Raw genomic sequence first — 26,468 nt, 5'->3', positions numbered from 1 at the left:
TGGTTCCTTGTCGGGTCAGAGCGTGGATTTGTGGATGACGTTCAGGCTCATCTGCTCCAGCAGCTTGTTCATGTGAATGAACTGCGCGAAGCGTTTGTCCTGGGTCTGGCCATGGAAGAAGCGGTAGTAGATCTGCTGCACGATGCCGGCCAGGCGGAACAGGCCGTAGGTGTAGTAGAAGTCGAAATTGTCGATCTGGATGCCTGAGCGCTCGGCGTAGTAGTCGACAAACTGGCGGCGGGTGAGCATACCGGGAGCGTTGCTCGGTTGGCGGCGCATCAGTTGCACGGGCGCGGGGTCAGCGGCTTCGATCCAGTAGGCGAGGCTGTTGCCCAGGTCCATCAGCGGGTCGCCCAGGGTGGTCAGTTCCCAATCCAGCACGCCGATGATTTGCATCGGGTTGTCGGGGTCGAGGATCACATTGTCGAAGCGATAGTCGTTGTGCACGATGCTTGAGGTGGGGTGGTCGGCGGGCATCTTGTCGTTGAGCCAGGCGCGCACGGCTTCCCATTTCGGGGCGTCGGGGGTCAGGGCTTTCTCGTAGCGATCGCTCCAGCCGCTGATCTGGCGTGCCACGTAACCTTCGGGCTTGCCCAGGTCGGCCAGGCCGCAGGCGTGGTAGTCCACCTGGTGCAGTTCGACGAACTTGTCGATAAAGCTCTTGCACAGGGCTTCGGTGCGTTCTGCGTCCAGGCCCAGCTCCGGCGGCAGGTCCGAGCGCAGGATGATGCCCTTGACCCGCTCCATTACATAGAATTCGGCGCCGATCACCGATTCGTCGGTGCAGTGCACGTAGGCCTTGGGGCAGTAGGGGAAGCCATCCTTGAGCTGGTTGAGAATGCGGAACTCTCGGCCCATGTCGTGGGCTGACTTGGCCTTGTGCCCGAAGGGCGGGCGCCGCAGCACGAATTCCTGTTCGGGGTATTCCAGCAGATAGGTCAGGTTGGAGGCGCCGCCCGGAAACTGGCTGATTCTGGCGCTGCCACTCAGGCCCGGGATATGGGCCTTGAGGTAGGGGTCGATGAGGCTGGCATCCAGTTCTTCGCCGGGGCGAATCTGGGTGGATTGGTCATTGAGCGCCATGCTTATCCCTTCTGCTTATTCTTGAGGCCTTGGACTATTGGCTAATCTAATGCGCACAGCCGACCCGCCACAAGGCGGCGACGGCTTAATAGGCTAGCGTGTTGGACGGCAATCAGCGTGCCTGATCGGTCACTTTTCGGGCGCAGGCAAGGCGACCGGTGTAAGGACCGGGCGCCCGGCGAAGTATTCGAGCAGGTTGTCTGCCACCCGTTGCACGGTGTCGTGGGCCGCTTCAGGCGACAGCCCGGCCACATGCGGGGTGAGTACGGTGTTGCTGAGCCGCTTGAGGGCGTCGGGCACGTTGGGTTCATCATCGAACACGTCCAGCGCTGCCCCGCCGATGCGCCGTTGTTCAAGGGCGCTGATCAGGTCGGCAGTGACGATCACGCTGCCCCGCGCGATGTTCACCACAAAACCGTTGGGGCCCAGGGCATCCAGGGCCTGGCGGTCGATCAGGTGGCGGGTGCCAGGGCCGCCGGGGGTGGCGATGACCAGGAAGTCGGAGTTGCGGGCCAGTTCCACTGGCGTGGCGCAGTAGGTGTAGTCCACATCGTTGCGGGGCTGGCGGCTGTGGTAGCTGACCTGCATGTCAAACCCCAGGGCCGCGCGCCGGGCAATCGCCAGGCCCACCGCGCCCAGGCCGAGGATGCCCAACTGCTTGCCGGCGAGGGACGGGCGCATGACCTTGGGCCATTCGCTGCGGCGTACTGCGGCATCGGCCCGGGGAATATCGCGCACCATCGACAGCAGCAGCGCCATGGCGTGGTCCGCCACCGACGGTGCATTCACGCCGGCACCGTTGGTCACCACGATCCCGCGATTGCTGGCGGCCTGCAGGTCCACCTGCTCATAGCCCGCGCCGATCACGCAGATGATTTGCAGCAAGGGCAGGGCGGCGATCTCATCGGCATGCAAGCCCAGCGGGCCACGGGTCAGCACGGCCTGGATCTGTGCGCCATGGCTCTTGATGGCCTGGCTGCGTTCGGCCGGTGTCGGGGCCAGGATCACATGAAAGCCATTGCTCTCGATGATGGGCAGGTAGTCATTGATGGTTTCAACCAGGACCAGAACAGTGGCGGGCATGGGGCGGCTCTTGTTGTGGGGTTTGAGTCCTGGATTATGCGGCATTTTTTGCAGTGCGAAATGCTTGCGGGTGAAAGATCTTCCCTGGATGCAAGGCTTTGGCGCGGGGATGCCAGCGTCTGCATAGGCTGAAGACGCTGGCATCGAGTGGGGTGTTACTGGGCCTGGCGTACCTTGTTTTGTTCGGCCTGGGCGATTTCCTTGAAATCATAGGTCGGGAAGAACTCGGTCCTGTAGGTCCCCCAGGCGGTGTTTTCCAATGCCAGGTTGACCGCTGACAGGCGAGAGGCGGGCAGGCGTAGGACAATGACCTGTCCGATACCCATGGTGATGTTCCAACTGACGACTTCTACGCCCGCCGGTGGAAATACCTTATAGAACTCCTGTTTGGCCAGTTGTGCCCTTAGTTCGCTTAGTGGGCGTGATTGGTCATGTTTTAGAAATACCGTCAGCATGACTGCGTTGTCGGGAGTGGCAACAGGTTCTTTGGCTATCGGTTGTGCATTGGCACCGCTCGAAATAAGGGCGGATAACCAAACGGTAGATATCAGTAAGGACTTGAGTTGGGTTTTCATAGGTAGTGTCTTTTTGTTGGTTTTATGGATATTGCGTGGGGTATTAATATGAAGTTAGTGGGAGGTGGACGTTTTGATCGGCCCTTTGTAAGGTGCGTGAACAACATAGATGCGCACGGTTTCATTAGTTTCGAGCATGTCGCGCGGGACTTCCCGAGAGTAGGTGAACTCCTGGTTGTTCAAGACTTCCAGCCGGCGCACTACGCTTCTGATCGGGCCTTTGTCGGGCACCAGGATGTGGTTTTTCTTGTCGCCCGTGACCAGGAAGTAACCGCCGCCGCCATGCTCATACTTTGACAGCCCCGTGTCGGCGTAGAAGAACTCATAACGATTGCGCTCCGGGTCCCACATGGAGATGCCAACCACCCCCGGGTACTTGTCCTTGACGTCTACGTGCGGTGCGCCCTCGATGTAGACCTTGGTGGTCAGCCACTGAGGCGAGGCGGCCAGTGCGCGAATATCGGACGTTGCCCATTGTGCCTGGCTGGTGAGCGGGGTAAGCAGTCCAGCGAGAAACAGGCCTGCAAAAATAGCATTGTATTTACGCATTAAATAACTCCGGGAGGGAATTTGATAAGTTGTTTTTTTGTTGTTGTCTATATTGGGGCGGGGGAAATATAGGGCTGATAGGGAGCGCTATCAATGCCTGGGTATATGTTTGTAACAATTCCATTGGTAATTAAGTTAAAAGATAATTTGAATGTTAAATATGAAGTGGGAAAGGTAAGTAGGCCTATTCCTACAAATAGATCGGCGTAACTTGCAGATTTTAAGTATTTATAAACTTTGTGTTTGGGTGGCGGTTGTAGGGTTATTGGTTGCTTGAGCGCAGTTGCACTGCACGCCCATTCCTCACCGACGCCTGTGCATGTTCAAGCGTGTTCTGGGCCGTTGCATCCCAGCCACGGGGCGACGGCGGGGCGGATAGAGGGCGACGAATCTATTGCGCAATAGATCCGTGCCTAGGGCAGGTCGCGAACGTTTAGCCGATTCTAGGTGTGGGGATCAGGGTGTTGCGAGGCTTGGGCGCGGCGGTGTATTCAACGCCACCAAACGAGAAGGTTTGATTCTGGGGTTGCTTGAGCTTTTCCCGTGCCTCGATGTGATCGGCAACGCAAGACGTTACGCTATCGACCAATTGGCCGGCATTGAACAAATTCAGTCCTAATGTAGTCATGCTTGAGTCTCCAGGGTTTGGTAAAGAGCGCTTTTTGAGTGGCCCGCACTGGCGTAACGTTCCGGGTTCAAACAAATTGTCGTCAATCTGATTTATCTGCTACGCACAACCATTCCTCAGCTAAGTCTTTGCTTATTCAAGCGAATCCCGGACAATCGCGCCCCTGTTGCGGTTGTGGCGCTGCCTGTCAGGTTTTTCTGACTCGTCGCGATCGTATGAAAGCGGAGAACCGAGCGGATGAATGATCAGGCCAATAGCGTCGATGAACGCTACGCAACGACACCTGTAACCCTCACGGGCTGGAGCCGCCAGGACACGACCTGGATGCTTGGCCTGTTCGGCACGGCGATTGGTGCCGGTACTTTGTTTCTGCCCATCAACGCAGGTTTGGGCGGCTTCTGGCCGTTGCTGATCCTCGCGTTGCTGGCGTTCCCCATGACCTACTACGCACACCGTGGCTTGACCCGGTTTGTGCTGTCGGGGCGTGCGGGCTCGGACATCACCGAGGTGGTTGAAGAGCATTTCGGCATCAAGGCCGGTGCGCTGATCACCCTGCTGTACTTCTTTGCCATCTTCCCGATCCTGCTGATCTACAGCGTGGCGCTGACCAACACGGTCGGCAGTTTCATGTCGCACCAGTTGCACATCGAGCCACCGCCACGGGCGCTGCTGTCGTTCGTGCTGATCCTGGGCCTGCTGGCCGTGGTGCGTTGCGGCGAGCAGGTGATCGTCAAGGCCATGAGCCTGATGGTCTATCCGTTTATCGTCGCCTTGCTGTTTCTGGCGGTGTACCTGGTGCCGCACTGGAACGGCGGCATTCTCAGCACTGCCAGCACTGTGCCGGCACCGTCGGCGTTGCTGCACACGCTGTGGTTGGCGATTCCGGTGATGGTGTTCTCGTTCAACCACTCGCCGATCATCTCGGCCTTTGCCGTTGACCAAAAGCGCCAGTACGGCGCCCACGCCGAAGAGCGCAGCTCGCAGATCCTGTCCCGCGCGCACCTGTTGATGGTGGCGATGGTGATGTTCTTCGTGTTCAGCTGCGTGCTGACCCTGTCGCCAGGCCAACTGGCCGAGGCCAAGGCGCAGAACCTGTCGATCTTGTCTTACCTGGCCAACCACTTCGATAACCCGACCATCGCCTTTGCTGCGCCGTTGATTGCGTTCGTGGCGATTGCCAAGTCGTTCCTGGGCCACTACATCGGTGCCAGCGAAGGCCTCAAGGGCCTGATCGTGAAGAGCGGCCGTCGTCCGGGCGCCAAGGCCCTGGACCGCATGACTGCAGGCTTCATGCTGGTGGTGTGCTGGATCGTGGCCACGCTCAACCCGAGCATCCTGGGGATGATCGAGACATTGGGTGGGCCGATCATCGCCTCGATCCTGTTCCTGATGCCGATGTACGCGATCCGCAAGGTGCCGGCCATGGCCAAGTACCGCGGGCAGATGTCCAATGTGTTCGTGACCCTGGTCGGCCTGGTGGCCATCTCCTCGCTGATTTACTCGCTGATCCCTTGATGTGACCAGAGCCGGCTACCTCGGCTTTATTCGTACATTCAGCTAGGCAACGGCCGACTGCGCCTGTAACGCGAGTCGGCCGTTTTTCTGCCAGGCAGGAAAACTCAGCGCTACCACATGGTCTTTGTTCACCCGTTGCGGGGAGCCGAGGCGACTCAGCTGCACGCCATTTTTCAGGAAGTAACGCTCCAGCGCCGGCGTGGTCACCGCCACCACCCGGTTGGCGCCTTGGCTCCAGGCATGGTGCAGGCTGTTCCACCAGACGCGCATCGGCAGGCGGCCTTTTTCCAGGGCGCGGGCGGCAAAGCGCGACACTTCCCAGGTGTCACTGCTGCGTGGGCTCGGCTGGTCGCACAGAAAGCCGAAGACTTCCGACAGCAGATAAGGTTGTGTGGTTGGCAGCAGCCGCGCGCAACCGCAGACCTGGCCTTTTGGGTCCAGGGCGAGGATGTGGCGCGTGTCGGCCTGGTCGAACTGGTCGAATTCGCGTTGGGGCAGGGCGTAGGTGGAGTCCAGTTGCCAGCCCAGTTGCTGGATGAACACTTCGTGCCGGTAGCGACCCAGATCGTCCTCAAGGGCTGCAGACAGTTCATGGTGATGGCGGGTGATGATGCTGATCATTGGATGTCCTTATCGTGATCGGCGGGCCCTAGATCAGGCCCAGTGCGGCGGCATAGGCTGCCGCCAGTGTCTTGTTGGCCGCCCCGAATTTCTTCTGGATGGCCTTGAGGTGAAAATTCACCGTGTTGATGGAGATGGTCAGGATCAGCGCGATCTCGCCTGAACTCTTGCCATCGGCGGTCCACTGCAAAATCTCCCGCTCCCGCTGGCTGAGGCATACCGACTGATGGCAGCGTTCGCTATGGCCAAGGTCTGTCAGGCGCTGTGTCACCTGTTCGAGGATGCAGCGCAGGCGCAATTGAATCTCGTCGCTTTCGGCCTGGGAAATCTGGTCCTGGCGCCGGGCCACCGACAGTACCCGCAGCGAATGATCGTGGCTGCGAATCGGCAGTGTGGCGCCGATGCACAAGCCCCAATCCCGGGCTTCCAGCCATAGCTTGCGGCTGTTATCAAACAGTGCGTCGTTCCACAGCACCATCTCGGTGGAACGCAAGCCACTGAGAATCGACGGATCGACCGCCGCGTAGTTTTGCTCCTTGTAATGCTCCAGCCATGTTTCGGGGTAGGAGCCGTAAATCTTGGTTTTAGGGCGGGTAAACGGGGTCAGGTGGCGTACGCCATAGGCGTAGTACTCGAACCCCAGTTGCAACACTTCCCGCTCCAGCAGTGCGAACACTTGTGCCCCTTCCTGTTGCGTGAGCATCTCTATCCGCAAGCGATTCCACCAGCGGATGAGGTCGTTCTCCTTCTCCATGGACAGTCGCCTCGATTCCTGGAACCTTTGGCAATCTAGCCCACGAGATATTTCTGTCAAACTTTTCCGGCGCTGTGCCGACGGCTCTGGCACGGTACTTTTGCCGTGGAGGCCGTGTTTATGACGCTCGGCACAGGCGAGGCAGGGAGTGGCGCGCGTGGCACTGCTCAATGGCCATGACCGCTGTTTCACAGGACGCAGCATCCGTGGGCATCAGGTTGCTCGCCCGAAGGCACGCCCCTTGCAACCGGGTGTCATGCAAGAGCGCTGAGATCGCACCTTGCAGGTCATGCCTGTCCAATGGCAGGGCAAGACGTATCCCACACCCCATGCGCACCAGTCGTTCGGCGTTATCGAACTGGTCATGGGCAATCGGCAGGACAATCTGTGGAATGCCGGCCGCCAGGGCCAGGCTCATGGCGCCAATGCCGCCGGGGTGGACCAGGCCGGCGGCGCGGGGCAACAGCGAACTCATCGGCAGAAACGGACACTGCAGCACAGTGGGTGGCAGGTCGTTGAGGAGTGGCCGATCACCGGTCAGAAAAATGCCACGTGCGCCGACCCTGTGCAGCGCTTCCAGGGCGAAGCGGTAAAACTGCTGGTCGAAGTGCTCAGTGGAGCCTTGGGTGAAGACAACGGGGGCCGATCCTGCATCCAGAAAGGCCCGGGTCTGTTCATCGAGCCCCAGGGTGCCACCGTCGAACAGCGGGAAACCGGCCATGTGCAAGGGTTGTGGCCAGTCTTGCTGTACGGGGGCGAACCATTCGGGGAACAGGCAAATCACCCCGTGGGGCGCATGCATCCATTGGCTGAAGATGTTCTTCGCCACGCCTGGCAAACCACGCTTGCGACGTAACGCATTGATTTGTGGGGCACAGGTTCGGTCCAGGCTCAGGTATTCGATCCCGCGCCAGAGCAATTTGCGCACCGTCAATGGCAAGCGGGGCGACACATTGAACGTGGGGTGTACGGGCGGCAAGTGGGCCGACAGCAGCGTTGAGGGAGACACCTGGACGGAAAGGTAAGGGAAGCCATATTTTTCATGGGCGATTCGAGCGCCCAGGGCCCACAGCGAGCCCACCACCACCGTATCGTCGGTGTTATGGGCGGTTACATAATCGTAGACCGGCTCTAAAAGGCCGGCGATGGCTTGCCACAGCACGGCGAAGGAGGTTTTCGGATCCCACAGCCGAGGATCGCCCATGGCGGCGTTGTAGGTCGCTTCATCGCACAACGGCACGAACGCCAGGCCCCGTGCCTCGATGGTGCGCTGAAACGCCGGCATGCTGCACAGCGTCACCTGGTGGCCGCGCAGGGTCAGGGCTGCGCCCAGGCCGATGAAGGGAAAAACGTCACCGGCCGATCCGATGGCAATCATGATTACTCGCATCATCTACATCCTTGCTCAAAAGTGTTCAGGCAAAGCTCAACTGCGCTTGCTGAGGGGGCGGCATGCAGAACGCCTCTGGCCGGGCGTCATGCTGCCTCAGTAGATGGCCGAGCAGCGCGCGGTGCACGCCGTTGGCCGCGGCCCTGGACTCCAGATCGAGAAAATGCCCGCTGCACTCGGCCGTGGAGAAGCTGCAGTCGCGGATGTACTGTTTGAAGCGCTGCACGTCCATGGCGCTGGTGTACTCGTCCCAGGCACCGTTCAAGAAGTGCACATGGCTGTCGATGTTCGACAACTGCGGCAGGTAAGCCCCTTCATTGAGCTTGAGGGCCTGGTCGATATGGAATCGCGCTTGATGTTGTTCGGCGTTGATCAACTGCGCCATGTGCTGTTGATTGGCGGTCTTGAGCCGGGGCGGCAGGTGCTTGCCCAGCGTCTGGTTGAGCAAGTGGCCGATACCTGCATAGTCATCCCGGGCCATGAGGGCCTGGGCACCGCTGACGTAGTCGAGCATCGGGCCGTTGAGTCCGGGGGCAAATGACATCACCACGGAGCTTTCGATGTTGTCCGGCTTTTGCGCGAGGGCCAGCAGGGTCGACAGGCCGCCCCAGGAGGCGGAGACCAGATGGTGAATGTTGAAGCCTTCGATCAGCGCCAGCAGGATCTGTACTTCGTCGTCCTTGGTCACCAGGCAACGGCTCGGGTTGTGAGCCCGGGAGTTTCCGGCGAACGGTAAGTCGAACAGCACCACGTTGAAGTGTTCGGCCAGGCATTTGCTGGTGCGGGCAAAGGCCGATGTGGTGGCCATGGCGCCATTGACCAGCAGTACGTTCTTTTTATCGGGGGCATCGCCGATTTGTTCCACCGACACCGCATAGTCCTTGAAGACGTTCTTGATCACGTATTGGTTGCGCCACATAACACACCTCCATTAATCACTTAAAAACGGGTGAGAGCGCCCCTGCCACCGGGTTCGGGCATCGAGGACAAGGTTTGGCTGTTTTTATTAGAAGTAGTACGGCATACAGCGCGAGTACATCCAAAGCAGGCAGATCCCATGACGCGGGCATCAGGGTGTAGAGAGTTTCGGTCTTCAAGGTGTGGCGGGACAACTACCTGATCTGGTAGGTCGTGGGAGAAAGGTCGTCGACAGCCAGTGCCTGGCAGGTTTTTCCAGGCATAAAAAAACGCCGCGTACCTTGCGATACGCGGCGTTCTTCACATCAACACACCCTTAGGCTTGAACCACCGGGATGTTGGCGCTTGCTGCGATTTTGCGGAACTCGGCGATCTGGTCGAAGTTCAGGTAGCGGTAGACGTCACTGGCCATGGTGTCCAGTTTCGCCGCGTAGCCCATGTACTCTTCGACGGTCGGCAAGCGACCCAGGGTGGAAGCGACTGCCGCCAGCTCGGCCGAAGCCAGGTAGACGTTCGCGCCATCACCCAGACGGTTCGGGAAGTTACGGGTCGAAGTCGACACTACAGTGGAGTTCGGCTCAACACGAGCCTGGTTACCCATGCACAGCGAGCAGCCCGGCATTTCCATGCGCGCGCCAGCCTTGCCGTAGATGCCGTAGTAGCCTTCTTCGGTCAGTTGGTGAGCATCCATCTTGGTCGGCGGCGACAGCCACAGACGGGTTGGCAGCTGACCCTTGACCTGCTCCAGCAACTTACCGGCAGCGCGGAAGTGACCGATGTTGGTCATGCACGAACCGATAAACACTTCGTCGATCTTCTCGCCAGCAACGCTGGACAGCAGACGGGCGTCGTCCGGGTCGTTTGGCGCGCAGAGGATTGGCTCGTTGATTTCAGCCAGGTCGATCTCGATGACTTCGGCGTATTCGGCGTCGGCATCGGCTTCCATCAGCTCAGGGTTGGCAACCCAGGCTTCCATCGCTTGGGCACGGCGTTCCAGGGTACGTGCATCACCGTAGCCTTCACCGATCATCCAGCGCAGCAGGGTGATGTTGGAGTTCAGGTACTCGGTGACGGAGTCTTTGGACAGCTTGATGGTGCAACCGGCAGCCGAACGTTCGGCCGAGGCGTCGGACAGCTCGAAAGCCTGCTCCAGCGTCAGGTCGTTCAGGCCTTCGATTTCCAGGATGCGGCCGGAGAAGGCGTTTTTCTTGCCTTTCTTCTCAACGGTCAGCAGGCCGGACTGGATCGCGTAGTAAGGGATGGCATGCACCAGGTCACGCAGGGTGATGCCAGGTTTCATTTTGCCTTTGAAGCGCACCAGGATCGATTCCGGCATGTCCAGTGGCATTACGCCAGTGGCTGCGGCGAACGCTACCAGGCCAGAACCGGCCGGGAACGAAATGCCCATCGGGAAACGGGTGTGGGAGTCACCACCGGTACCCACGGTGTCCGGCAGCAGCATGCGGTTCAGCCAGCTGTGGATGATGCCGTCGCCCGGACGCAGCGATACACCGCCACGGGTCATGATGAAGTCAGGCAGGGTGTGGTGGGTGGTCACGTCGATCGGCTTTGGATAGGCCGCGGTGTGGCAGAAGGACTGCATCACCAGATCGGTCGAGAAGCCCAGGCATGCCAGGTCCTTGAGTTCGTCACGGGTCATGGGGCCAGTAGTGTCCTGGGAGCCCACGGTGGTCATCTTCGGTTCGCAGTAGGTGCCTGGACGAACGCCTTTGCCTTCTGGCAGGCCGCAGGCCTTGCCGACCATTTTCTGGGCCAGGGTGAAACCCTTGCCGGTGTCGACAGGGGCTTCAGGCAGCTTGAACAGGTCGGTAGGGCCAAGACCCAGCTCGGCGCGAGCCTTCTCGGTCAGGCCACGGCCGATGATCAGCGGGATACGGCCGCCGGCACGAACTTCGTCCAACAGGACCGGAGTCTTCATTTCGAAGGTGGTCAGGACTTCATCGGTGCCGTGCTTGCAGACTTTGCCAGCATGCGGGTACAGGTCGATCACGTCGCCCATGTGCATGTTGGTGACGTCGAATTCGATTGGCAGTGCGCCAGCATCTTCCATGGTGTTGTAGAAGATGGGAGCGATCTTGCTGCCGAAGCAGAAGCCGCCAGCGCGCTTGTTAGGCACATAAGGTACGTCGTCGCCGAAGAACCACAGTACCGAGTTGGTCGCCGACTTACGGGACGAACCGGTACCGACCACGTCACCGACGTAGGCGATCGGGAAGCCCTGGCCGCGCATTTCTTCGATCTGCTTCATCGGGCCGGTCTTGCCTTGCTCGTCCGGCACGATGCCTTCACGGGCCATTTTCAGCATGGCCAGGGCGTGCAGCGGGATGTCAGGACGGGACCAGGCATCGGGAGCAGGGGACAGGTCGTCGGTGTTGGTTTCGCCGGTGACCTTGAACACGCGCAGGCTGATCTTGTCGGCCAGGGTCGGGCGGTTCTTGAACCACTCGCCGTCGGCCCAGGACTGGATCACTTCCTTGGCGTGCTGGTTGCCGTTCTTGGCTTTTTCCGCGACGTCGTGGAACGCATCGAACATCAGCAGGGTGTGCTTGAGCTGGGCAGCTGCAACGGCCGCCAGTTCGGCGTCGTCCAACAGCTCGACCAGGGTCACGATGTTGTAGCCGCCTTGCATGGTGCCGAGCAGTTCAACAGCGCGTTTTTTGTCGATCAGGGGAGAAGAAACTTCGCCCTTGGCCAGGGCAGACAGGAAACCGGCCTTGACGTAGGCAGCTTCGTCAACGCCTGGTGGAATGCGGTTGGTGATCAGGTCAACGAGGAACTCTTCTTCGCCAGCCGGGGGATTTTTCAGCAGCTCGACCAGGCCTGCGGTTTGTTCGGCGTTTAGCGGCTGGGGAACGATACCCAGGGCTGCACGCTCTTCGATATGTTTGCGGTAGGCTTCAAGCACAGTTATTACCCTCATCAGTGGTCCCACGGGACGCTCATCCAGACATGCACGGCACGCATGCGCTCGAGGGCTTTTTGGGCCGTAGAGCCAGCGCTGCCGGCATTTCTCACAGAAGCTGCTTTCAAAGTTTTACGCCTGCAGAACGGAGCTGATGAGGGTTGGTGCTGGTTATTTGGAGGGTAAATAACCAGCGCCAACACCGTTCTGAAGGAACGACTGTGCTCGTGACGCTTTGAAAACAGCTTCCAACGGATTATTTGGCGCCTTACAAGGCCGGATGATTCTACGGCAAAAAATTTCTAAAGGTAAGTTGCCGCAGCAAGTTTGCAGGGTGATGAACCTTAGACAAAGGGCTAACATGGGCCACTGTTTCGCTGATTTGTGCGCTGCCACCCATGTCCAATCACACCATCAAGACCCCCTGCATCGGCCTGTGCTCCACGGTTTACGGCGATCTCGTGTGCCGGGGCTGCAAGCGTTTCCACCACGAAGTGATCCAGTGGAACGGCTATGGCGAGGAAGAAAAGCGCGCAGTATGGCTGCGGCTTGAGCAACTGCTGGTGCAGGTGATGGCGGGCAAACTGGAGGTGTTCGACCCCAAACGGCTGCGCTGGCAGTTGGAACAGCGCAAAATTCGCTTTGTGCCGCACCAGTCCGAATACTGCTGGGCCTACCAGTTGATCGCCCGGGGCGCCCGGGTGATCAACAATCTGGACGCCTATGGCATGGTGCTGATGCCCGAGTTTCGCGACTGGAACCTGCCGGAACTGCGCGATGCCATTGATCGGGAGTTTTTTATCCTGTCCGAAGCGCATTACCAGCGCTACATCGCGCCAGGCTTCCTCAATGATGCACTAGGCCACTGACTGTCGCTGATCAACCTGTGGGAGCGGGCTCGCCCGCTATGGCGCCAGTTCAGTCAGGTATATATCAACTGACCCACCGCTATCGCAGGCAAGCCAGCTCCCACATTTGTTCTGCGGTGTGGCCAAAATATCCTGCCCTGCCAAGATCCCCTGTAGGAGCGGGCTCGCCCGCGATGGCGCCAGTTCAGTCAGAGTTGTATCAACTGACCCACCGCTATCGCAGGCAAGCCAGCTCCCACATTTGTTCTGTGGTGTGGCCAAAATATCCGGCCCTGCCAAGATCCCCTGTAGGAGCGGGCTTGCCCGCGATGGCGCCAGTTCAGTCAGGGATACATCAACTGACCCACCGCAATCGCAGGCAAGCCAGCTCCTACAATTGTTCTGTGGTGTGGCCAAAATATCTTGCCTTGCCAAGATCCCCTGTAGGAGCGGGCTTGTCCGCGATGGCGCCAGTTCAGTCAGAGTTGTATCAACTGACCCACCGCTATCGCAGGCAAGCCAGCTCCTACAATTGTTCTGTGGTGTGGCCAAAATATCCTGCCCTGCCAAGATCCCCTGTAGGAGCGGGCTCGCCCGCGATGGCGCCAGTTCAGTCAGAGTTGTATCAACTGACCTAGCGCTATCGCAGGCAAGCCAGCTCCTACAATTGTTCTGTGGTGTGGCCAAAATATCTTGCCTTGCCAAGATCCCCTGTAGGAGCGGGCTTGCCCGCGATGGCGTCAGTTCAGTCAGAGCTGTATCAGCTGACCCGCCGCCATCGCGAGCAAGCCCGCTCGCACATGTTTGATCTTCATTTTGCCTTGCTGGCCAGTTCCTCCAGGTGATCGATGATGCTCTGGGGCTTGAGCACCAGCACGTCGCTCTCCAGTGCATCGAGCACCACTTCCGCTGTATTGCCGATCAGCGCCCCGGAAATCCCGGTGCGTGCCACGGTGCCTATGATCGTGACCGCCGCGCGCAGTTTATGGGCGGCATGGGGGATCAGCACATCGGCCGGACCTTCTTCGATGTGCAGCCGGCTGTCGTCAATGTCGAACTCGGCCTGGAACGCCTTGCACTGCTCGCGATAGCGGGCCTCGATGGTTTCCTTGAGTTGAAACACCGGGTCAGCTGCCGACAGCATGGGCGACGGATGGGCGCTGATCACATGTAACTGGCCCTTGGCCAGGCTGGCGATGTCAAAACCATGATCGACGATGGCGGCGTGCAGGGCTTTATGCTCGTTATCGAGGTTGCCCACGTCGATGGCCGCCAGGATCACCCCGTCGGTCCATGGGGTCGCTGTCTTGACCAGCAGCACGGCGGCCGGGCACAAACGCAGCAGTTTCCAGTCTTCGGGTGTCAGCAGGGCCTTTTTCAGCGGGCTGTCGGGGTAGTGCTGCTTGATCACCAGCTTGCAGCTCTCGCTCTGCTGCACCCTGATGATGGTTTTATGCATGTTGTCGTGCCAGGCCTGTTCGGTGCTGACGCTATAGCCATCCTCTTGCAAGCCGGCCTTGAGCAAGCTCAACAAGGCCGAATGCTCATGCTTTTCATCGCACACCAGCAAATGCAAGTGAGCGTCGGTCACCCCGGCGATCAGCTTGGCGCGCTTGAGCGCCAGGCTTTCCGAGTGTTCGGGCTCGATGATCACCAGGATTTTGCCAATTTCGTTCATGAGCGGGATCTCCAAGGGTGGGAAGGGCAAGGCTTCGAACAACTATAGTTGTTGCCCGCCGTACGTCATGTTGATGCACATCAAGGCCCGTGACTGGTGGTCTGCGGCGGGGTGGGTATAATCGGCGGCCTTTTGTGATCCTTTGCCCGTGAGCCCGATGAACCTGCCCGAAATCCATGAATTCCTCGGTTGCCGCACCCCTGACGCCTGGGTCCAGGCCGCACTGGCCGACCAGGAAACCCTGCTGATCGACCACAAGAATTGCGAGTTCAAGGCCGCCAGCACCGCCTTGAGCCTGATTGCCAAGTACCACTCCCATGTTGACCTGATCAACATGATGTCGCGCCTGGCCCGGGAAGAACTGGTCCACCACGAGCAAGTCATGCGCTTGATGAAAAAGCGCAAGATCGAACTGCGCCAACTGCACGCCAGCCGCTATGCCTCGGGCTTGCGCAAGGTGGTGCGCAGCCACGAGCCGGTGAAACTGGTGGATACCCTGGTGGTGGGCGCCTTTATCGAAGCGCGCAGTTGCGAGCGTTTCGAAGCACTGGTGCCGCATTTGGACGAAGAACTCGGCAAGTTCTACTTTGGCCTGCTGAAAAGCGAGGCGCGACACTTTCAGGGCTATCTGAAGCTGGCCTATCAATACGGCGATGCCAAAGATGTTGCCCAAGTGATCGAGCGGGTCCGCGCCGCTGAGCAGGAACTGATCGAATCACCGGATATCGAGTTCCGTTTCCACAGCGGCGTGCCGGCCTGATCTCAAACGCCCGTGAAAGACTGCGGGCTATTTGTAAAAAACTCTTAAAAACATGAAGTTTGCGTCAAAGCCCCGCTGTATGGGGCCCTGCGTGCACTTGTGGATCGCTGTTGCCCACTATAATGCGCGCACTTCAATCGGCGCTGGCACAGTGGAAACTTATGGAAAACTTGGGTCTGGGCAAGGTCCTGCTCGTTGAGGACGATGAGAAGCTGGCAGGGCTGATCGCGCATTTTCTGTCACAGCATGGCTTTGAAGTGCGCGTGGTGCACCGGGGCGATGAGGCGTTGGCGGTGTTCCTGGCGTTCAAACCGAAGATCGTCGTGCTCGACCTGATGCTGCCGGGCCAGAGCGGCCTGCATGTGTGCCGCGAGATCCGCAATGTGTCCGACACCCCCATCGTGATCCTCACCGCCAAGGAAGACGACCTGGACCATATCCTCGGCCTGGAGTCCGGCGCCGATGACTATGTGATCAAGCCAATCAAGCCGCCGGTGTTGCTGGCACGCTTGCGGGCCTTGCAGCGCCGCCATCTGCCGGAGCCGACGGTGCGCGGCTCCCTGGCGTTCGGCCAGTTGGCGATTGACCGCAGTTGCCGAGGGGTGAGCCTGGGTGACGAAAAGATCGACCTGACCACCATGGAATTCGAGCTGCTGTGGTTGCTGGCCAGCAGTGCGGGCAAGATCCTCTCGCGCGACGATATCCTCAACCGCATGCGCGGGATCGCCTTTGACGGGCTCAACCGCAGTGTCGATGTGTATATCAGCAAGCTGCGCAACAAACTCAATGACAACCCCCGTGAGCCGGTGTGCATCAAGACCATCTGGGGCAAGGGCTACCTGTTCAACCCGTTTGCCTGGGAGGTCTAGCCCGATGTTGCGCCTGTTCCTGCGTCTGTACATCATCCTGGCCCTGGGCCTGGCCGGGGCGATCTGGCTGGTGAACTACACCTTCGATGAATTGCTGCCCGAAGCCAACGAGACCTACAACCGCGAAGCCATGCGCGGCCCGGCCTACGGCCTGGTGGAGCAATTACGCCCGTTGCCGGCGGGCGCCGCTCGCGAGGCGCGCCTGGCCGAGCTGCAAAAGCACTATGGATTGCGCCTGGGTTTTATCGACCGCAAGGCGGCGGGATTCGACCCTCGCGAGCAACAAATACTGGCTGACGGCAAGTTGGTGGTGCGCGGCGACTTCATGGAGTTCATCACCGAAATCGACGGCGGCGCGCAGTTGCTTCAGGTCAAACTCCCGGTGGAACCGCGCTGGCTGTACCTGTGGGCCTATAGCCTGTTGGGCCTGTGCCTGGCCATCGTCCTGTATTTCTGGGTGCGCCCGCATTGGCGCGACCTGGAGCATATCCGCGTGGCGGCCCAGGGTTTTGGTAACAATGACCTGGGCTCGCGCATCTTGCTGCCACGGCGCTCGAGCGTGCGCGAGCTGGCCGGGCACTTCAACCAGATGGCCGAGCGCATCGAGCACCTGATCGCCAACCAGCGTGAGCTGACCAACGCGGTGTCCCATGAGTTGCGCACCCCGATTGCGCGCTTGTCGTTTGAGCTCGATCAACTCAAGCAGGAAGCCGACCCGCGCCAGAGCCGCGCGCTGATTGGCGACATGTACGCCGACCTCGGCGAGCTGGAGGATATGGTTTCTGAGCTGTTGACCTACGCCAGCCTTGAGCGTGGCGCGACGCAGGTCACCCGCGAGAATATCGAGGCGCAAAGCTGGCTCGACAGTGTGATCGGCAGCGTGGCCCTGGAAGCCGAGGCCGAAGGCGTGCAGTTGTCGCTGCGCACCTGTGAAGTTGATTTCATCCAGATCGAACCACGGTTTATGGCGCGCGCGGTGATCAACCTGCTGCGCAATGCCATTCGTTACGCGGAGCAGCGGGTAGAGGTATCGCTGGTCAAATTTGGCAGTGGCTACGAGGTACGGGTGTGCGACGACGGCCCCGGCGTACCCGAGGACGGCCGGGAGAAAATCTTCCAGCCGTTTATGCGCCTGGACGCCAGCCGCGACCGCCGCACCGGCGGCTTTGGCCTGGGCCTGGCGCTGGTGCAGCGGGTCAGCCAGTGGCATGGCGGACAGGTGCAGGTGCTGGATTCGCAGTGGGGCGGGGCGTCGTTCCGCATGACCTGGGCCTACGCCGACTAACCTTTTGCAAACTCATGAAGGTTGTAAATGTGGGGCTGGCTAGTCGGGTCGCCGCCTCGCTGCGATGGTCGTAAACGATGACGTTGGGTACCTGACACTCTGTGGCGATCTATTGGGCCGCCATCGCAGGCAAGCCAGCTCCCACAGGCGAATGCAGCTTCGCGCTCTGGCTTTGCTGTTGCTCTGCTTTTGATCTGGCTTTTGATCTTAGGCGCCCCGTTAAACCACGATGGCCGCAGGCAGGTATTGCGCAGTGTGCACCCCGGCATGGATGCCGGGGTAGCCGCGACACGGCCATGGATGGCCGATCGCGGCGGGCCCACGGAGCAATGCCTGACTGCGGGCATGCCGAGCCTAGGCGAGGCACCGAGTGGTGGGGCAAAAGCGCTTTGGTTACTTTCGCGCTCTTCGAAAGTGACCCGCCGTAAGGGCGGAACCCTAAGTGGCCGTAACCGCAGCAACGGATATATACACCCCCCCCCCCAACAACCCAAAAAGAGCGAATGATCATCGCAGCAATGCGGCGACCGGCAAGCCAGCCCCCCCTGTCTGATTGGGTTTGCAAATCAAAAGCTGTAGTTCAACACACCCATCACCGACGTCTGCATCCTGCGTTCCACAATCGGGCTTTTGCCCGCATCACCGGACAAATACTGCACATCCAGCAAGGTCGAGAAGGTTGTGTGGTTGCCCAACGGCACGCTCCAATCGAGGTTCAAGCCCCGGCTGACCATCCCACCCTTGGCGTCATACGCGCGAAAGCGGCTGCTTTGGGCTTGGCCGGTGGTCACGCCATACCAGGTCTGCACATAGTTGCCATCGCCAAAGCGGCTGTTGAGGCTGGCGTCCACGGTGCCGTAGTCACCGTCATACAGGTTGGTGCCAATGCTCAGTTCCAGGGAGGTAAACGCCTTGCCGCTGTCTTTTTTATCGTCTTGCTCCAGCGCATGTTCCAGGGTTGCGCCGAGGATTGCGGTGCCCAGGGTATAGCTGGCACTCACGCCGAACTGCGGCCGCGACTTGATTTGACCCATGCCCTTGAGCCGGTCGGAGCCCAGGCTGGTGCTTTTCTTCTGGTCCTTGCGCGCAGTGCTGGCGCCGACATAGGCATTGAAACTGAGGTTGTCATCTTCATAACCCCAACCCAGCCCCTTGTTGGTATCGAGAAAAATCCCCCACGGGCTGACGATGTTTGCGCCGAGCATGGGCGCGGTCATGCGCTCATTGCTGCCGCTGTAGCGCGGCAGGTTGGCTGCCCCGGCTTGCAGGCTGTATTGCCAGTCGGCGGCGGCTGACAGTTGGGTGCAGGTGATCAGGCACACAGAAGTGGCAGCGAGGTAGATCGTTTTTGAACGCATGATGGCCTTCGTCGTTCCAAGGAAGGCTCAAATCCTAGGGACGGCGGGGGCAGGGGTCTTTGGCAGCTTTGTCGGGAAACTGTCAAAGACTGTTAAACGGCTGGCCTCAGGGTCGCAATCAGCGCGCGGATCGCGCCCGGCAGGGCATCCAGCTCGCGCACCAGGATGCTGCGTTCGCGCACCGCCCAGCTTTCATCGAGCTTGATGCTCACCAGTTGCATGGTCCGACTGTGCCGCACGGCGGCGGACTCGGGGATGATGCCGATGCCGACTCCGGCCTCGACCATGCGGCAGATGGCTTCGAAACTCGACATCTGGATGCGCAGGGACAGTTGCTTGCCCAGGTGCTCGACGTGTTCACGCAAGAAGCTGAGCAAGGTGCTGCCTTCGTGCAGGCCAATATGCTGATAGGCCAGGGTCTGTTCCAGGGTCACTGACGGCTGGTTGGCCAGGGGATGGCCCACCGGCACCGTCAGCACTAGGTGGTCAGTGCTGAAGTGCAAGACCTGCAAGCCCGGCGCCTGCACGGGGCCGGCGATGATGCCCATGTCACTGGTGCCGTCGAGCACCCCGCGCACGATGTCACGGGACAGGCGCTCCTGCAGGTCGACCGTCACGCCGGGGCGCTGGGAGAGGAAGCCAGCGAGGATTTCCGGGAGAAACTCGGTGACTGCCGTGGTATTGGCAAAGATACGGATATGCCCGGCGGAGTCGGCGCCATATTGGGTGAATTCGCTTTTCAGGTAATCGACCTGGCGCATGATCAGCCGCGCGTGGTGCAGCAGCCGTTCACCGGCCGGGGTGACTTCCACGCCGCGACTGTCGCGGTACAGCAGGCGCGTATCCAACTGGCCCTCCAGGGCCTTGATCCGTGCACTGGCGGCTGCCGGCGAGAGGAACGCACGCTTGGCACCCTGGGTCAGGCTGGGGGATTCGGCGATATGGATAAACAGGCGCAGGTCGGCCAGGTCGAAGTGCATGCAAGGCTCCCAGGTGAAGATAGCGGCGTTCAGCATAGCCGAACGCTGGTTTATTGAAATGCAAATTCTCAGAACGGCCAGGCGCTTGCATGATCCGGGGCAGACACTCACTGCCCGAGGACCTGCCCCCGATGAGCGCCACTGATTGGATTGGCCGAAGCGAAACCGCCCACGACCATTTGAGCCGTAACCTACTCAAGCGTATTGCCGCCACCTTCGGCGAGGCGGTGCCGGACGACGGAGCAGATTTACCACCGCTATGGCAGTGGTGCTTCTTCCAGGACCCGCTGGCGGAATCCGCCCTGGGCGCCGACGGCCACCCGGCCCGTGGCGGCTTCCTGCCGCCGGCCGATAACCGCAACCGCATGTGGGCCGGTGGGCGTATCGAGTTCCTGCACGCCTTGCGTGCCGGTGAGGCGGCGACCCGCGTGTCGACCATCACCCAGGTCGAGGAAAAGACCGGGCGCAGCGGTTCGTTGCTGTTTGTCACCGTGCGCCACGACTACTCCCAGGAGGGCCGCCTGGCAATCCGTGAGGAACAGGACATCGTCTACCGCGAGCCCACACCGCCCAAGGCCGGCAGCGGCGATGCCCTGGCCCGGGGCGACTGGTGTGAGGCGATCGAGCCCACGCCGACCTTGCTGTTTCGCTACAGCGCCGTGACCTTCAACGGTCACCGCATTCACTACGACTACCCCTACGTGACCGGCACCGAAGGCTATGCGGGGCTGGTGGTGCATGGGCCGCTGATCGCCACCTTGAGCCTGCGCGCCTTTTGCCGGGCACATCCCGAAGCCACCTTGCGCCGTTTTGCCTATCGCGGCGTGCGCCCGTTGATTGCGCCACAGGCGTTTGAGGTGGGCGGGCGAGTGACGGCGGCCGGTGTCGCCCAGCTGTGGGCCGGTAACGCTGCTGGCCTGGCGCAGCAGGCTGAAGTGCATTTCGAATAATCCAAGAACAACAGGCGGAGAGCCGTTAATGAACCCCCATGACAACGAAGAACTCAACGCCATCCGCGAAGGCGTGCGCGCCTTGTGCGCTGAATTCGACGCCGCTTACTGGCGCAAAATCGATGAAGAAAAGGGTTTCCCCGAAGCCTTCGTCAAGGCCCTGACGGACGCTGGCTGGCTGTCGGCGATGATTCCTGAGCAATACGGCGGTTCCGGCCTGGGCCTGGCCGAAGCCTCGGTGATCCTCGAGGAGGTCAACCGCTGCGGCGGCAACTCCGGCACCGTCCATGGCCAGATGTACAACATGTTCACCCTGTTGCGTCATGGCAGCGAGGCGCAAAAGCGCTTCTACCTGCCCAAGCTGGCCAGCGGTGAATTGCGCCTGCAGTCCATGGGCGTTACCGAACCCACCACCGGCACCGACACCACCAAGATCAAGACCACCGCGATTCGGCGCGGCGACAACTACGTGATCAACGGGCAAAAGGTGTGGATCTCGCGGGTGCAGCATTCCGACCTGATGATCCTGCTGGCGCGTACCACGCCGCTGGCCGAGGTGAAGAAAAAGTCCGAGGGCATGTCGATCTTCCTGGTGGACCTGCGCGCGGCCATCGGCAACGGCCTGACCGTGCAGCCCATCGCCAATATGGTCAACCACGAGACCAACGAGTTGTTCTTTGACAACCTCGAGCTGCCCCTCGACAGCTTGATCGGCGAGGAGGGCAAGGGCTTCAAATACATCCTTGACGGCCTCAACGCCGAACGTACGCTGATCGCCGCCGAATGCATCGGCGATGGCCGCTGGTTTATCGAAAAGGCCAGTGCCTATGCCCGCGACCGCGTGGTGTTTGGCCGGCCCATCGGGCAGAACCAGGGGGTGCAGTTCCCGATTGCCGAAGCCCATATCGAAATCGAGGCGGCGGACCTGATGCGCTGGCGTGCCTGCGAGGAATACGACCGCGGCGTCAATGCCGGGGCCAGCGCCAATATGGCCAAGTACCTGGCGGCCAAGGCGTCCTGGGAAGCGGCCAACGCCTGCCTGCAAACCCACGGCGGCTTCGGATTTGCCTGCGAGTACGACGTGGAGCGCAAATTCCGCGAGACGCGCCTGTACCAGGTGGCGCCGATCTCCACCAACCTGATCCTGTCGTACGTGGCCGAGCATCTGCTCGAGCTGCCACGCAGCTTCTGAGGGCCTGAGCATGAGCCATACCCAAGCCTTGTGCCGGTTCCTCGCCGAGTTGAATGACGCGCAATTGCCCGACGCGGTGCTGGCGCGTATCGAAGAACTGTATCTGGATTGGCTGGCCTCGGCGCTGGCCAGCCAAGGTTCGCACCCGATTCCCTTGTTCGAGCGCTATGCACAAAAGATGGGCCCGGCCACCGGGCCTTCGCAGATAATCGTCAACGGTGGCAGCAGCAGCGCGTATTTTGCCGCGCTGGTCAACGCGGCCTCATCGCACCTGGTGGAGCAGGACGACCTGCACAACAGTTCGGTGCTGCACCCCGCGACGGTGGTGTTTCCCGCTGCCCTGGCGGCCGCGCAAGACCTCGGCAAATCCGGTCGCGAGTTGTTGTTGGCCGCGGTGGCCGGTTATGAGGCCGGGATTCGCATCGGCGAGTTCATGGGCCGTTCCCACTACCGGATCTTCCACACCACGGCCACAGTCGGCACCCTGGCGGCGGCGGTGGCCGTGGGCAAGTTGCTGGACTTCAACGAAGAACAATTCATCAACCTGCTCGGCAGCGCCGGCACCCAGGCCGCCGGGCTCTGGGAGTTCCTGCGCGATGCGGCTGATTCCAAGCAGTTGCACACCGCCAAGGCCGCAGCGGATGGCTTGCTGGCCGCGTACCTGACGGCGGATGGCCTGAGCGGTGCGCGCAATATCCTCGAAGGCGAGCAGGGTTTGGCGGCGGGTATGTCCACTGACGCCGAGCCGGGCAAATTGTCCGCAGGCCTCGGTAGCCGCTGGGCGCTGCTGGAAACCTCGTTCAAGTTCCACGCTTCGTGCCGCCATACCCACCCGGCCGCCGATGCGTTGCTGGACTTGATGCAGCGCGAAGGCCTGGCCGCTGCGGATATCGCCAGGGTCGAGACCCGCGTGTACCAAGGCGCTATTGATGTGCTCGGCCGCGTGACCGTACCGGCCACCGTGCACCAGGCCAAGTTCTCCATGGGCACCGTGCTCGGCCTGATTGCTGTGCACGGCAAAGCCGGGCTTACCGAGTTTCATCAGTGGGCCCTGAGCGATCCCGCCGTCGCTGCGTTCCGCGACAAGGTCAGCATGATCTTCGACCGCGCAGTCGACGACGCCTATCCGCAGCGCTGGCTGGGCCGCGTCACCGTGACCTGCGTCGATGGCCGCACGTTGCATGGTGCGATTGACGAGCCCAAGGGCGACCCGGGCAACACCCTGGACCGAGTGCAGTTGGCGGACAAGTTCCAGCGCCTCTGCCAGTTCAGCGGCGCCCGCACGCCGGCCCAGGCCAGCGCCTTGATCGAAAAAGTCTGGAACCTGCGCAACGCCGTATCCATGGCCCATTGGCTTTGAGGAATTGTCATGACTGCTAATCAACGACCGCTGGACGGCATCACCGTGGTCAGCCTGGAACACGCGATTGCTGCGCCGTTCTGTACCCGCCAACTGGCCGACCTGGGGGCGCGGGTGATCAAGATCGAACGCCCGGGCAGCGGTGATTTTGCCCGTGGCTACGACGAGCGCGTGCGCGGCCTGGCCTCGCATTTTGTGTGGACCAACCGTTCCAAGGAAAGCCTGACCCTGGACCTCAAGCAGGCGGAGGCCGGCGCTATCCTCGACACCTTGCTGGCCGATGCCGACGTGCTGGTGCAGAACCTTGCACCCGGTGCGGCGGCGCGTATGGGGCTCGCGTTCGAGGCGCTGCAGGCGCGCTTTCCACGGCTGATTGTGTGTGATATTTCCGGCTACGGCGAAGGCGGGCCCTACGAGAAAAAGAAAGCCTATGACCTGCTGATCCAGAGCGAGGGCGGTTTTCTTTCGGTGACCGGTGGCCCCGGTGAAGAGCAGATGGCCAAGGCCGGTTGTTCCATCGCGGATATCTCCGCCGGCATGTACGCCTACAGCGGGATCCTGTCGGCACTGCTATTGCGCGGCAAGACGGGCAAGGGCAGCCGCATTGACGTGAGCATGCTCGAAAGCCTGGTGGAGTGGATGGGCTACCCGATGTACTACGCCTTCGACGGTGCCCCGCAGCCACCGCGGGCCGGCGCGGCGCATTCGACGATCTACCCCTACGGGCCGTTCCCCACCGGTGATGGCGGCACGGTGATGCTCGGTTTGCAGAACGAACGTGAATGGGCGGCGTTCTGCGACAAGGTACTGCTCACCCCTACGCTGGCGACGGATGAACGCTTCTCGGCCAACTTCAAGCGTTCGGCCAACCGCGAAGTGCTGCGCCAGATCATTGTCGACAGCTTTGCCCAACTCGACACCGAGGCCGTGATCCAGCGCCTGGAACACGCGCAGATCGCCAGTGCACGGGTCAACGATATGCAAGGCGTGTGGGACCACCCGCAACTCAAGGCCCGCGACAGCTGGCGTGAAATCGACAGCCCGGCCGGGCCGTTACCGTCGTTATTGCCACCGGCGCGTAACGCCGCGTTTAGCCCGCGTATGGACGGCGTACCGGGGCTGGGGCAGCACAGCCAGGCAATTCTCCAGGCGCTGGGCTACTCGGGTGAGGCCATCGACAGCCTGCGCGCGCGCGGCGTTATCTAATCAGGAGTTCTGTGATGCCTTTGATTCGTTCTGCCTTGTTCGTGCCGGGCAGCCGCCCGGAGCGCTTTGCCAAAGCACTGGCCAGTGGTGCCGATGCGGTGATCGTGGATTTTGAAGACGCGGTGGAAGAACCGCTCAAGCGCCAGGCCCGGGACAACCTCGGCGGGTTTTTAACGGCCAACCCCGATGTCTGTGTGTGGGTACGTATCAATGCCCCAGAACACGCCGAGCACTTTGCCGATGTGGCGTTCTGCAAAGCCCACGGCAACGTGGCCGGGGTGTTGCTGCCCAAGGTGGAAAGTGCCACCCAGGTGGCGGTGGTCGCCGCCGCCGGCAAAGTCATCTGGCCGATTATCGAAAGTGCACGAGGCCTGCTGGCGGTGGCCGAAATCGCCCATGCGCCGCAAGTGCAGCGCCTGTCGTTCGGTGGCCTGGACCTGGCGCTGGACCTGAACCTGAGCAGCCACTCGGCGGCGGCGAATTTTGCCCTGGATCAGGCGCGCCTGGCGCTGATCGTGCATTCGCGCGCCGCCGGCCTGGTGGCACCGCTGGACGGTGTACACCCGGCGATCGACGACCCGGAGGGCCTGCGCCACTCGATCCGGCATGCCTATGAAATGGGCTTTGCCGGGGCCCTGTGTATCCATCCCAAGCAGGTGCCGGTGATCCATGAGGCGCTGGCACCGAGTGCGGCGGACCTGGCCTGGGCCCAACGGGTGGTGGAGGCCGGTGCCCATGGGGCAGGGGCCTACCAGATTGATGGGCAGATGGTAGATGCGCCGGTGTTGCTGCGGGCCCAAAGGCTGCTGGCAGCACAGAACTCCCACACGGGATAGGCATTGCTCCCCAGGTTGGTGTTCGGCTTGGCCGAACGCAGTGTTTAAAAATTTGAAATTCACTACACGCCTCACATCAGGCACCTTGCCTGACACCACCACAACAATAAAAAGGTGATACCCATGCTCAAGCTTTCTCGGGCGCTGTTGTGCGCCGCCACGTTGTTTGCCGCAGGCCTGGCCCAGGCGGCTGATCCGATCATCATCAAGTTCGCCCACGTGGTAGCGGAAAACACCCCCAAAGGCCAGGGCGCGCTGCTGTTCAAGAAACTTGCCGAAGAGCGCCTGGCGGGCAAGGTCAAGGTCGAGGTGTACCCCAACTCGTCGCTGTTTGGCGACGGCAAGGAGATGGAAGCGCTGCTGCTGGGCGATGTGCAGATGCTGGCGCCGTCCCTGGCCAAGTTCGAGCAGTACACCAAGCAGGTGCAGATCTACGACCTGCCGTTTTTGTTCAACGACCTGGCCGCCGTCGACCGTTTCCAGGCCGCTGAAGGCAAGCAACTGCTGACGTCGATGCAGGACAAGAACATCCTCGGCCTGGCCTATTGGCACAATGGCCTCAAGCAACTGTCGGCCAACAAGGCCCTGCACGAGCCCAAGGATGCCCGGGGCCTGAAGTTCCGCGTGCAGGCCTCCAGTGTGCTGGAGGAGCAGTTCAAGGCGATCCGTGCCAACCCGCGCAAGATGAGTTTTGCCGAGGTCTACCAAGGCTTGCAGACCGGCACTGTCAACGGCACCGAAAACACCTGGTCGAACTATGAAAGCCAGAAGGTCAACGAGGTGCAGAAGTACTTCACCGAGTCCAACCACGGCCTGATCGACTACATGGTGATCACCAACGCCAAGTTCTGGAACGGCCTGGCGCCGGACATCCGCAGCAGCCTGGAACAGATCATGGTCGAAGTCACCGTCGAGGTGAACAAGCAGGCCGAAGCGCTGAACCAGTCGGCCAAGCAGAAGATTATCGACGCCAAGACCAGCGAAATCATCGAGCTGACCCCCGAGCAACGCCAGCTATGGCGCGAAGCCATGCGTCCGGTGTGGCAGAAGTTCGAGGGGCCGATTGGCGCTGACCTGATCAAGGCCGCAGACGCGTCCAACCACTGA

24 protein-coding genes are annotated in these 26,468 nt (G+C 60.8%); 11 read left to right on the top strand and 13 right to left on the bottom strand.

Annotated features, from left to right (window positions below):
* Nucleotides 1-15 precede the first annotated feature (15 nt).
* From HBO05_RS03900 to HBO05_RS03880, 5 genes are all read right to left on the bottom strand, one after another.
* Complete coding sequence (locus HBO05_RS03900; RefSeq protein ID WP_169955750.1) at nucleotides 16-1,083, bottom strand: phosphotransferase family protein; 1,068 nt, start codon at nucleotides 1,081-1,083, stop codon at nucleotides 16-18.
* Nucleotides 1,084-1,212: 129 nt separating this feature from the next.
* Nucleotides 1,213-2,166 (bottom strand): 2-hydroxyacid dehydrogenase, encoded by a 954-nt coding sequence (locus tag HBO05_RS03895; RefSeq protein WP_169955749.1) that lies wholly within the window; start codon nucleotides 2,164-2,166, stop codon nucleotides 1,213-1,215.
* Between the two features lie 155 nt (nucleotides 2,167-2,321).
* A complete protein-coding gene (locus HBO05_RS03890) occupies nucleotides 2,322-2,741 on the bottom strand; it encodes a hypothetical protein (protein WP_169955748.1) in 420 nt (139 codons plus the stop codon).
* A 54-nt stretch (nucleotides 2,742-2,795) separates the two neighbouring features.
* Nucleotides 2,796-3,290, bottom strand: coding sequence for a DUF4822 domain-containing protein (locus HBO05_RS03885; protein ID WP_169955747.1), 495 nt, complete (start codon nucleotides 3,288-3,290; stop codon nucleotides 2,796-2,798).
* Nucleotides 3,291-3,723: 433 nt separating this feature from the next.
* Complete coding sequence (locus HBO05_RS03880) at nucleotides 3,724-3,918, bottom strand: hypothetical protein (RefSeq protein WP_169955746.1); 195 nt, start codon at nucleotides 3,916-3,918, stop codon at nucleotides 3,724-3,726.
* Between the two features lie 237 nt (nucleotides 3,919-4,155).
* Between HBO05_RS03880 and HBO05_RS03875 the strand changes: the two genes are divergently transcribed.
* Nucleotides 4,156-5,433 carry an HAAAP family serine/threonine permease gene (locus HBO05_RS03875; RefSeq protein ID WP_169955745.1) on the top strand — a complete coding sequence of 426 codons (1,278 nt, stop codon included), beginning with the start codon at nucleotides 4,156-4,158 and terminating at the stop codon, nucleotides 5,431-5,433.
* A 42-nt stretch (nucleotides 5,434-5,475) separates the two neighbouring features.
* Here the strand turns inward: HBO05_RS03875 and HBO05_RS03870 are convergent, their stop codons facing one another.
* The 5 genes from HBO05_RS03870 to acnB all read right to left on the bottom strand — a co-directional run bounded on the left by HBO05_RS03870 (nucleotide 5,476) and on the right by acnB (nucleotide 12,042).
* Nucleotides 5,476-6,054, bottom strand: coding sequence for an acyl-homoserine-lactone synthase (locus tag HBO05_RS03870; RefSeq protein ID WP_169955744.1), 579 nt, complete (start codon nucleotides 6,052-6,054; stop codon nucleotides 5,476-5,478).
* Nucleotides 6,055-6,082: 28 nt separating this feature from the next.
* Nucleotides 6,083-6,808: an autoinducer binding domain-containing protein gene (locus HBO05_RS03865; protein WP_169955743.1), complete on the bottom strand. Its 726-nt coding sequence runs from the start codon at nucleotides 6,806-6,808 to the stop codon at nucleotides 6,083-6,085.
* A 118-nt stretch (nucleotides 6,809-6,926) separates the two neighbouring features.
* Nucleotides 6,927-8,198, bottom strand: a complete 1,272-nt coding sequence (locus HBO05_RS03860; protein ID WP_170041596.1) for a glycosyltransferase — start codon at nucleotides 8,196-8,198, stop codon at nucleotides 6,927-6,929.
* Nucleotides 8,199-8,223: 25 nt separating this feature from the next.
* Nucleotides 8,224-9,117 (bottom strand): alpha/beta hydrolase, encoded by an 894-nt coding sequence (locus HBO05_RS03855; RefSeq protein WP_172311738.1) that lies wholly within the window; start codon nucleotides 9,115-9,117, stop codon nucleotides 8,224-8,226.
* Between the two features lie 315 nt (nucleotides 9,118-9,432).
* Nucleotides 9,433-12,042, bottom strand: a complete 2,610-nt coding sequence (gene acnB / locus HBO05_RS03850; protein WP_169955792.1) for a bifunctional aconitate hydratase 2/2-methylisocitrate dehydratase — start codon at nucleotides 12,040-12,042, stop codon at nucleotides 9,433-9,435.
* 395 nt (nucleotides 12,043-12,437) lie between these two features.
* On the opposite strand from acnB, the gene HBO05_RS03845 reads away from it, so the two are divergent.
* Nucleotides 12,438-12,908 (top strand): DUF1289 domain-containing protein, encoded by a 471-nt coding sequence (locus HBO05_RS03845; protein WP_172311736.1) that lies wholly within the window; start codon nucleotides 12,438-12,440, stop codon nucleotides 12,906-12,908.
* 790 nt (nucleotides 12,909-13,698) lie between these two features.
* Here the strand turns inward: HBO05_RS03845 and HBO05_RS03840 are convergent.
* A complete protein-coding gene (locus HBO05_RS03840; protein ID WP_170041083.1) occupies nucleotides 13,699-14,565 on the bottom strand; it encodes a universal stress protein in 867 nt (288 codons plus the stop codon).
* Nucleotides 14,566-14,722: 157 nt separating this feature from the next.
* Here HBO05_RS03840 and miaE point away from each other — a divergent pair, with 157 nt between their 5' ends.
* The 3 genes from miaE (at nucleotide 14,723) to HBO05_RS03825 (ending at nucleotide 17,479) form a co-directional block, all read left to right on the top strand.
* Nucleotides 14,723-15,325: a tRNA isopentenyl-2-thiomethyl-A-37 hydroxylase MiaE gene (gene miaE, locus HBO05_RS03835; protein WP_172311734.1), complete on the top strand. Its 603-nt coding sequence runs from the start codon at nucleotides 14,723-14,725 to the stop codon at nucleotides 15,323-15,325.
* 161 nt (nucleotides 15,326-15,486) lie between these two features.
* Nucleotides 15,487-16,194, top strand: a complete 708-nt coding sequence (locus tag HBO05_RS03830) for a winged helix-turn-helix domain-containing protein (RefSeq protein ID WP_169957369.1) — start codon at nucleotides 15,487-15,489, stop codon at nucleotides 16,192-16,194.
* A gap of 4 nt (nucleotides 16,195-16,198) precedes the next feature.
* Nucleotides 16,199-17,479: an ATP-binding protein gene (locus tag HBO05_RS03825; protein WP_169957368.1), complete on the top strand. Its 1,281-nt coding sequence runs from the start codon at nucleotides 16,199-16,201 to the stop codon at nucleotides 17,477-17,479.
* 566 nt (nucleotides 17,480-18,045) lie between these two features.
* Here the strand turns inward: HBO05_RS03825 and HBO05_RS03820 are convergent.
* Nucleotides 18,046-18,837: a MipA/OmpV family protein gene (locus HBO05_RS03820; protein ID WP_172311732.1), complete on the bottom strand. Its 792-nt coding sequence runs from the start codon at nucleotides 18,835-18,837 to the stop codon at nucleotides 18,046-18,048.
* Nucleotides 18,838-18,929: 92 nt separating this feature from the next.
* Nucleotides 18,930-19,817, bottom strand: coding sequence for a LysR family transcriptional regulator (locus HBO05_RS03815; RefSeq protein WP_170041597.1), 888 nt, complete (start codon nucleotides 19,815-19,817; stop codon nucleotides 18,930-18,932).
* Between the two features lie 131 nt (nucleotides 19,818-19,948).
* Between HBO05_RS03815 and HBO05_RS03810 the strand changes: the two genes are divergently transcribed.
* From HBO05_RS03810 to HBO05_RS03785, 6 genes are all read left to right on the top strand, one after another.
* Nucleotides 19,949-20,767: a MaoC family dehydratase N-terminal domain-containing protein gene (locus HBO05_RS03810; RefSeq protein WP_172311731.1), complete on the top strand. Its 819-nt coding sequence runs from the start codon at nucleotides 19,949-19,951 to the stop codon at nucleotides 20,765-20,767.
* Nucleotides 20,768-20,795: 28 nt separating this feature from the next.
* Nucleotides 20,796-21,959: an acyl-CoA dehydrogenase family protein gene (locus tag HBO05_RS03805; RefSeq protein WP_169957080.1), complete on the top strand. Its 1,164-nt coding sequence runs from the start codon at nucleotides 20,796-20,798 to the stop codon at nucleotides 21,957-21,959.
* Nucleotides 21,960-21,969: 10 nt separating this feature from the next.
* Complete coding sequence (locus HBO05_RS03800; RefSeq protein ID WP_170057127.1) at nucleotides 21,970-23,319, top strand: MmgE/PrpD family protein; 1,350 nt, start codon at nucleotides 21,970-21,972, stop codon at nucleotides 23,317-23,319.
* Nucleotides 23,320-23,328: 9 nt separating this feature from the next.
* The gene (locus HBO05_RS03795; RefSeq protein WP_169957078.1) at nucleotides 23,329-24,525 is read left to right on the top strand and encodes a CaiB/BaiF CoA-transferase family protein; all 1,197 of its coding nucleotides are present in this window, start codon (nucleotides 23,329-23,331) and stop codon (nucleotides 24,523-24,525) included.
* A 14-nt stretch (nucleotides 24,526-24,539) separates the two neighbouring features.
* A complete protein-coding gene (locus HBO05_RS03790; protein WP_172311729.1) occupies nucleotides 24,540-25,361 on the top strand; it encodes a CoA ester lyase in 822 nt (273 codons plus the stop codon).
* 123 nt (nucleotides 25,362-25,484) lie between these two features.
* Nucleotides 25,485-26,468 (top strand): TRAP transporter substrate-binding protein, encoded by a 984-nt coding sequence (locus HBO05_RS03785; RefSeq protein ID WP_169899204.1) that lies wholly within the window; start codon nucleotides 25,485-25,487, stop codon nucleotides 26,466-26,468.

This window comes from Pseudomonas sp. WS 5079, assembly GCF_012985465.1.
GTDB lineage: Bacteria > Pseudomonadota > Gammaproteobacteria > Pseudomonadales > Pseudomonadaceae > Aquipseudomonas.
This window is presented reverse-complemented; position numbering and strand designations above follow the sequence as displayed.

What these genes read in the sequence shown, in the direction of transcription:
- HBO05_RS03890 (WP_169955748.1), bottom strand. Translation starts at nt 2,741, where the DNA reads ATGAAAACCCAACTCAAGTCCTTACTGATATCTACCGTTTGGTTATCC.
- HBO05_RS03885 (WP_169955747.1), bottom strand. Translation starts at nt 3,290, where the DNA reads ATGCGTAAATACAATGCTATTTTTGCAGGCCTGTTTCTCGCTGGACTG.
- HBO05_RS03825 (WP_169957368.1), top strand. Translation starts at nt 16,199, where the DNA reads ATGTTGCGCCTGTTCCTGCGTCTGTACATCATCCTGGCCCTGGGCCTG.
- HBO05_RS03845 (WP_172311736.1), top strand. Translation starts at nt 12,438, where the DNA reads ATGTCCAATCACACCATCAAGACCCCCTGCATCGGCCTGTGCTCCACG.
- HBO05_RS03810 (WP_172311731.1), top strand. Translation starts at nt 19,949, where the DNA reads ATGAGCGCCACTGATTGGATTGGCCGAAGCGAAACCGCCCACGACCAT.
- HBO05_RS03880 (WP_169955746.1), bottom strand. Translation starts at nt 3,918, where the DNA reads ATGACTACATTAGGACTGAATTTGTTCAATGCCGGCCAATTGGTCGAT.
- HBO05_RS03865 (WP_169955743.1), bottom strand. Translation starts at nt 6,808, where the DNA reads ATGGAGAAGGAGAACGACCTCATCCGCTGGTGGAATCGCTTGCGGATA.
- HBO05_RS03820 (WP_172311732.1), bottom strand. Translation starts at nt 18,837, where the DNA reads ATGCGTTCAAAAACGATCTACCTCGCTGCCACTTCTGTGTGCCTGATC.
- HBO05_RS03785 (WP_169899204.1), top strand. Translation starts at nt 25,485, where the DNA reads ATGCTCAAGCTTTCTCGGGCGCTGTTGTGCGCCGCCACGTTGTTTGCC.
- HBO05_RS03875 (WP_169955745.1), top strand. Translation starts at nt 4,156, where the DNA reads ATGAATGATCAGGCCAATAGCGTCGATGAACGCTACGCAACGACACCT.
- HBO05_RS03800 (WP_170057127.1), top strand. Translation starts at nt 21,970, where the DNA reads ATGAGCCATACCCAAGCCTTGTGCCGGTTCCTCGCCGAGTTGAATGAC.
- HBO05_RS03795 (WP_169957078.1), top strand. Translation starts at nt 23,329, where the DNA reads ATGACTGCTAATCAACGACCGCTGGACGGCATCACCGTGGTCAGCCTG.
- HBO05_RS03900 (WP_169955750.1), bottom strand. Translation starts at nt 1,083, where the DNA reads ATGGCGCTCAATGACCAATCCACCCAGATTCGCCCCGGCGAAGAACTG.
- HBO05_RS03840 (WP_170041083.1), bottom strand. Translation starts at nt 14,565, where the DNA reads ATGAACGAAATTGGCAAAATCCTGGTGATCATCGAGCCCGAACACTCG.
- miaE (WP_172311734.1), top strand. Translation starts at nt 14,723, where the DNA reads ATGAACCTGCCCGAAATCCATGAATTCCTCGGTTGCCGCACCCCTGAC.
- HBO05_RS03805 (WP_169957080.1), top strand. Translation starts at nt 20,796, where the DNA reads ATGAACCCCCATGACAACGAAGAACTCAACGCCATCCGCGAAGGCGTG.
- HBO05_RS03870 (WP_169955744.1), bottom strand. Translation starts at nt 6,054, where the DNA reads ATGATCAGCATCATCACCCGCCATCACCATGAACTGTCTGCAGCCCTT.
- HBO05_RS03860 (WP_170041596.1), bottom strand. Translation starts at nt 8,198, where the DNA reads ATGCGAGTAATCATGATTGCCATCGGATCGGCCGGTGACGTTTTTCCC.
- HBO05_RS03855 (WP_172311738.1), bottom strand. Translation starts at nt 9,117, where the DNA reads ATGTGGCGCAACCAATACGTGATCAAGAACGTCTTCAAGGACTATGCG.
- HBO05_RS03790 (WP_172311729.1), top strand. Translation starts at nt 24,540, where the DNA reads ATGCCTTTGATTCGTTCTGCCTTGTTCGTGCCGGGCAGCCGCCCGGAG.
- HBO05_RS03815 (WP_170041597.1), bottom strand. Translation starts at nt 19,817, where the DNA reads ATGCACTTCGACCTGGCCGACCTGCGCCTGTTTATCCATATCGCCGAA.
- HBO05_RS03895 (WP_169955749.1), bottom strand. Translation starts at nt 2,166, where the DNA reads ATGCCCGCCACTGTTCTGGTCCTGGTTGAAACCATCAATGACTACCTG.
- HBO05_RS03830 (WP_169957369.1), top strand. Translation starts at nt 15,487, where the DNA reads ATGGAAAACTTGGGTCTGGGCAAGGTCCTGCTCGTTGAGGACGATGAG.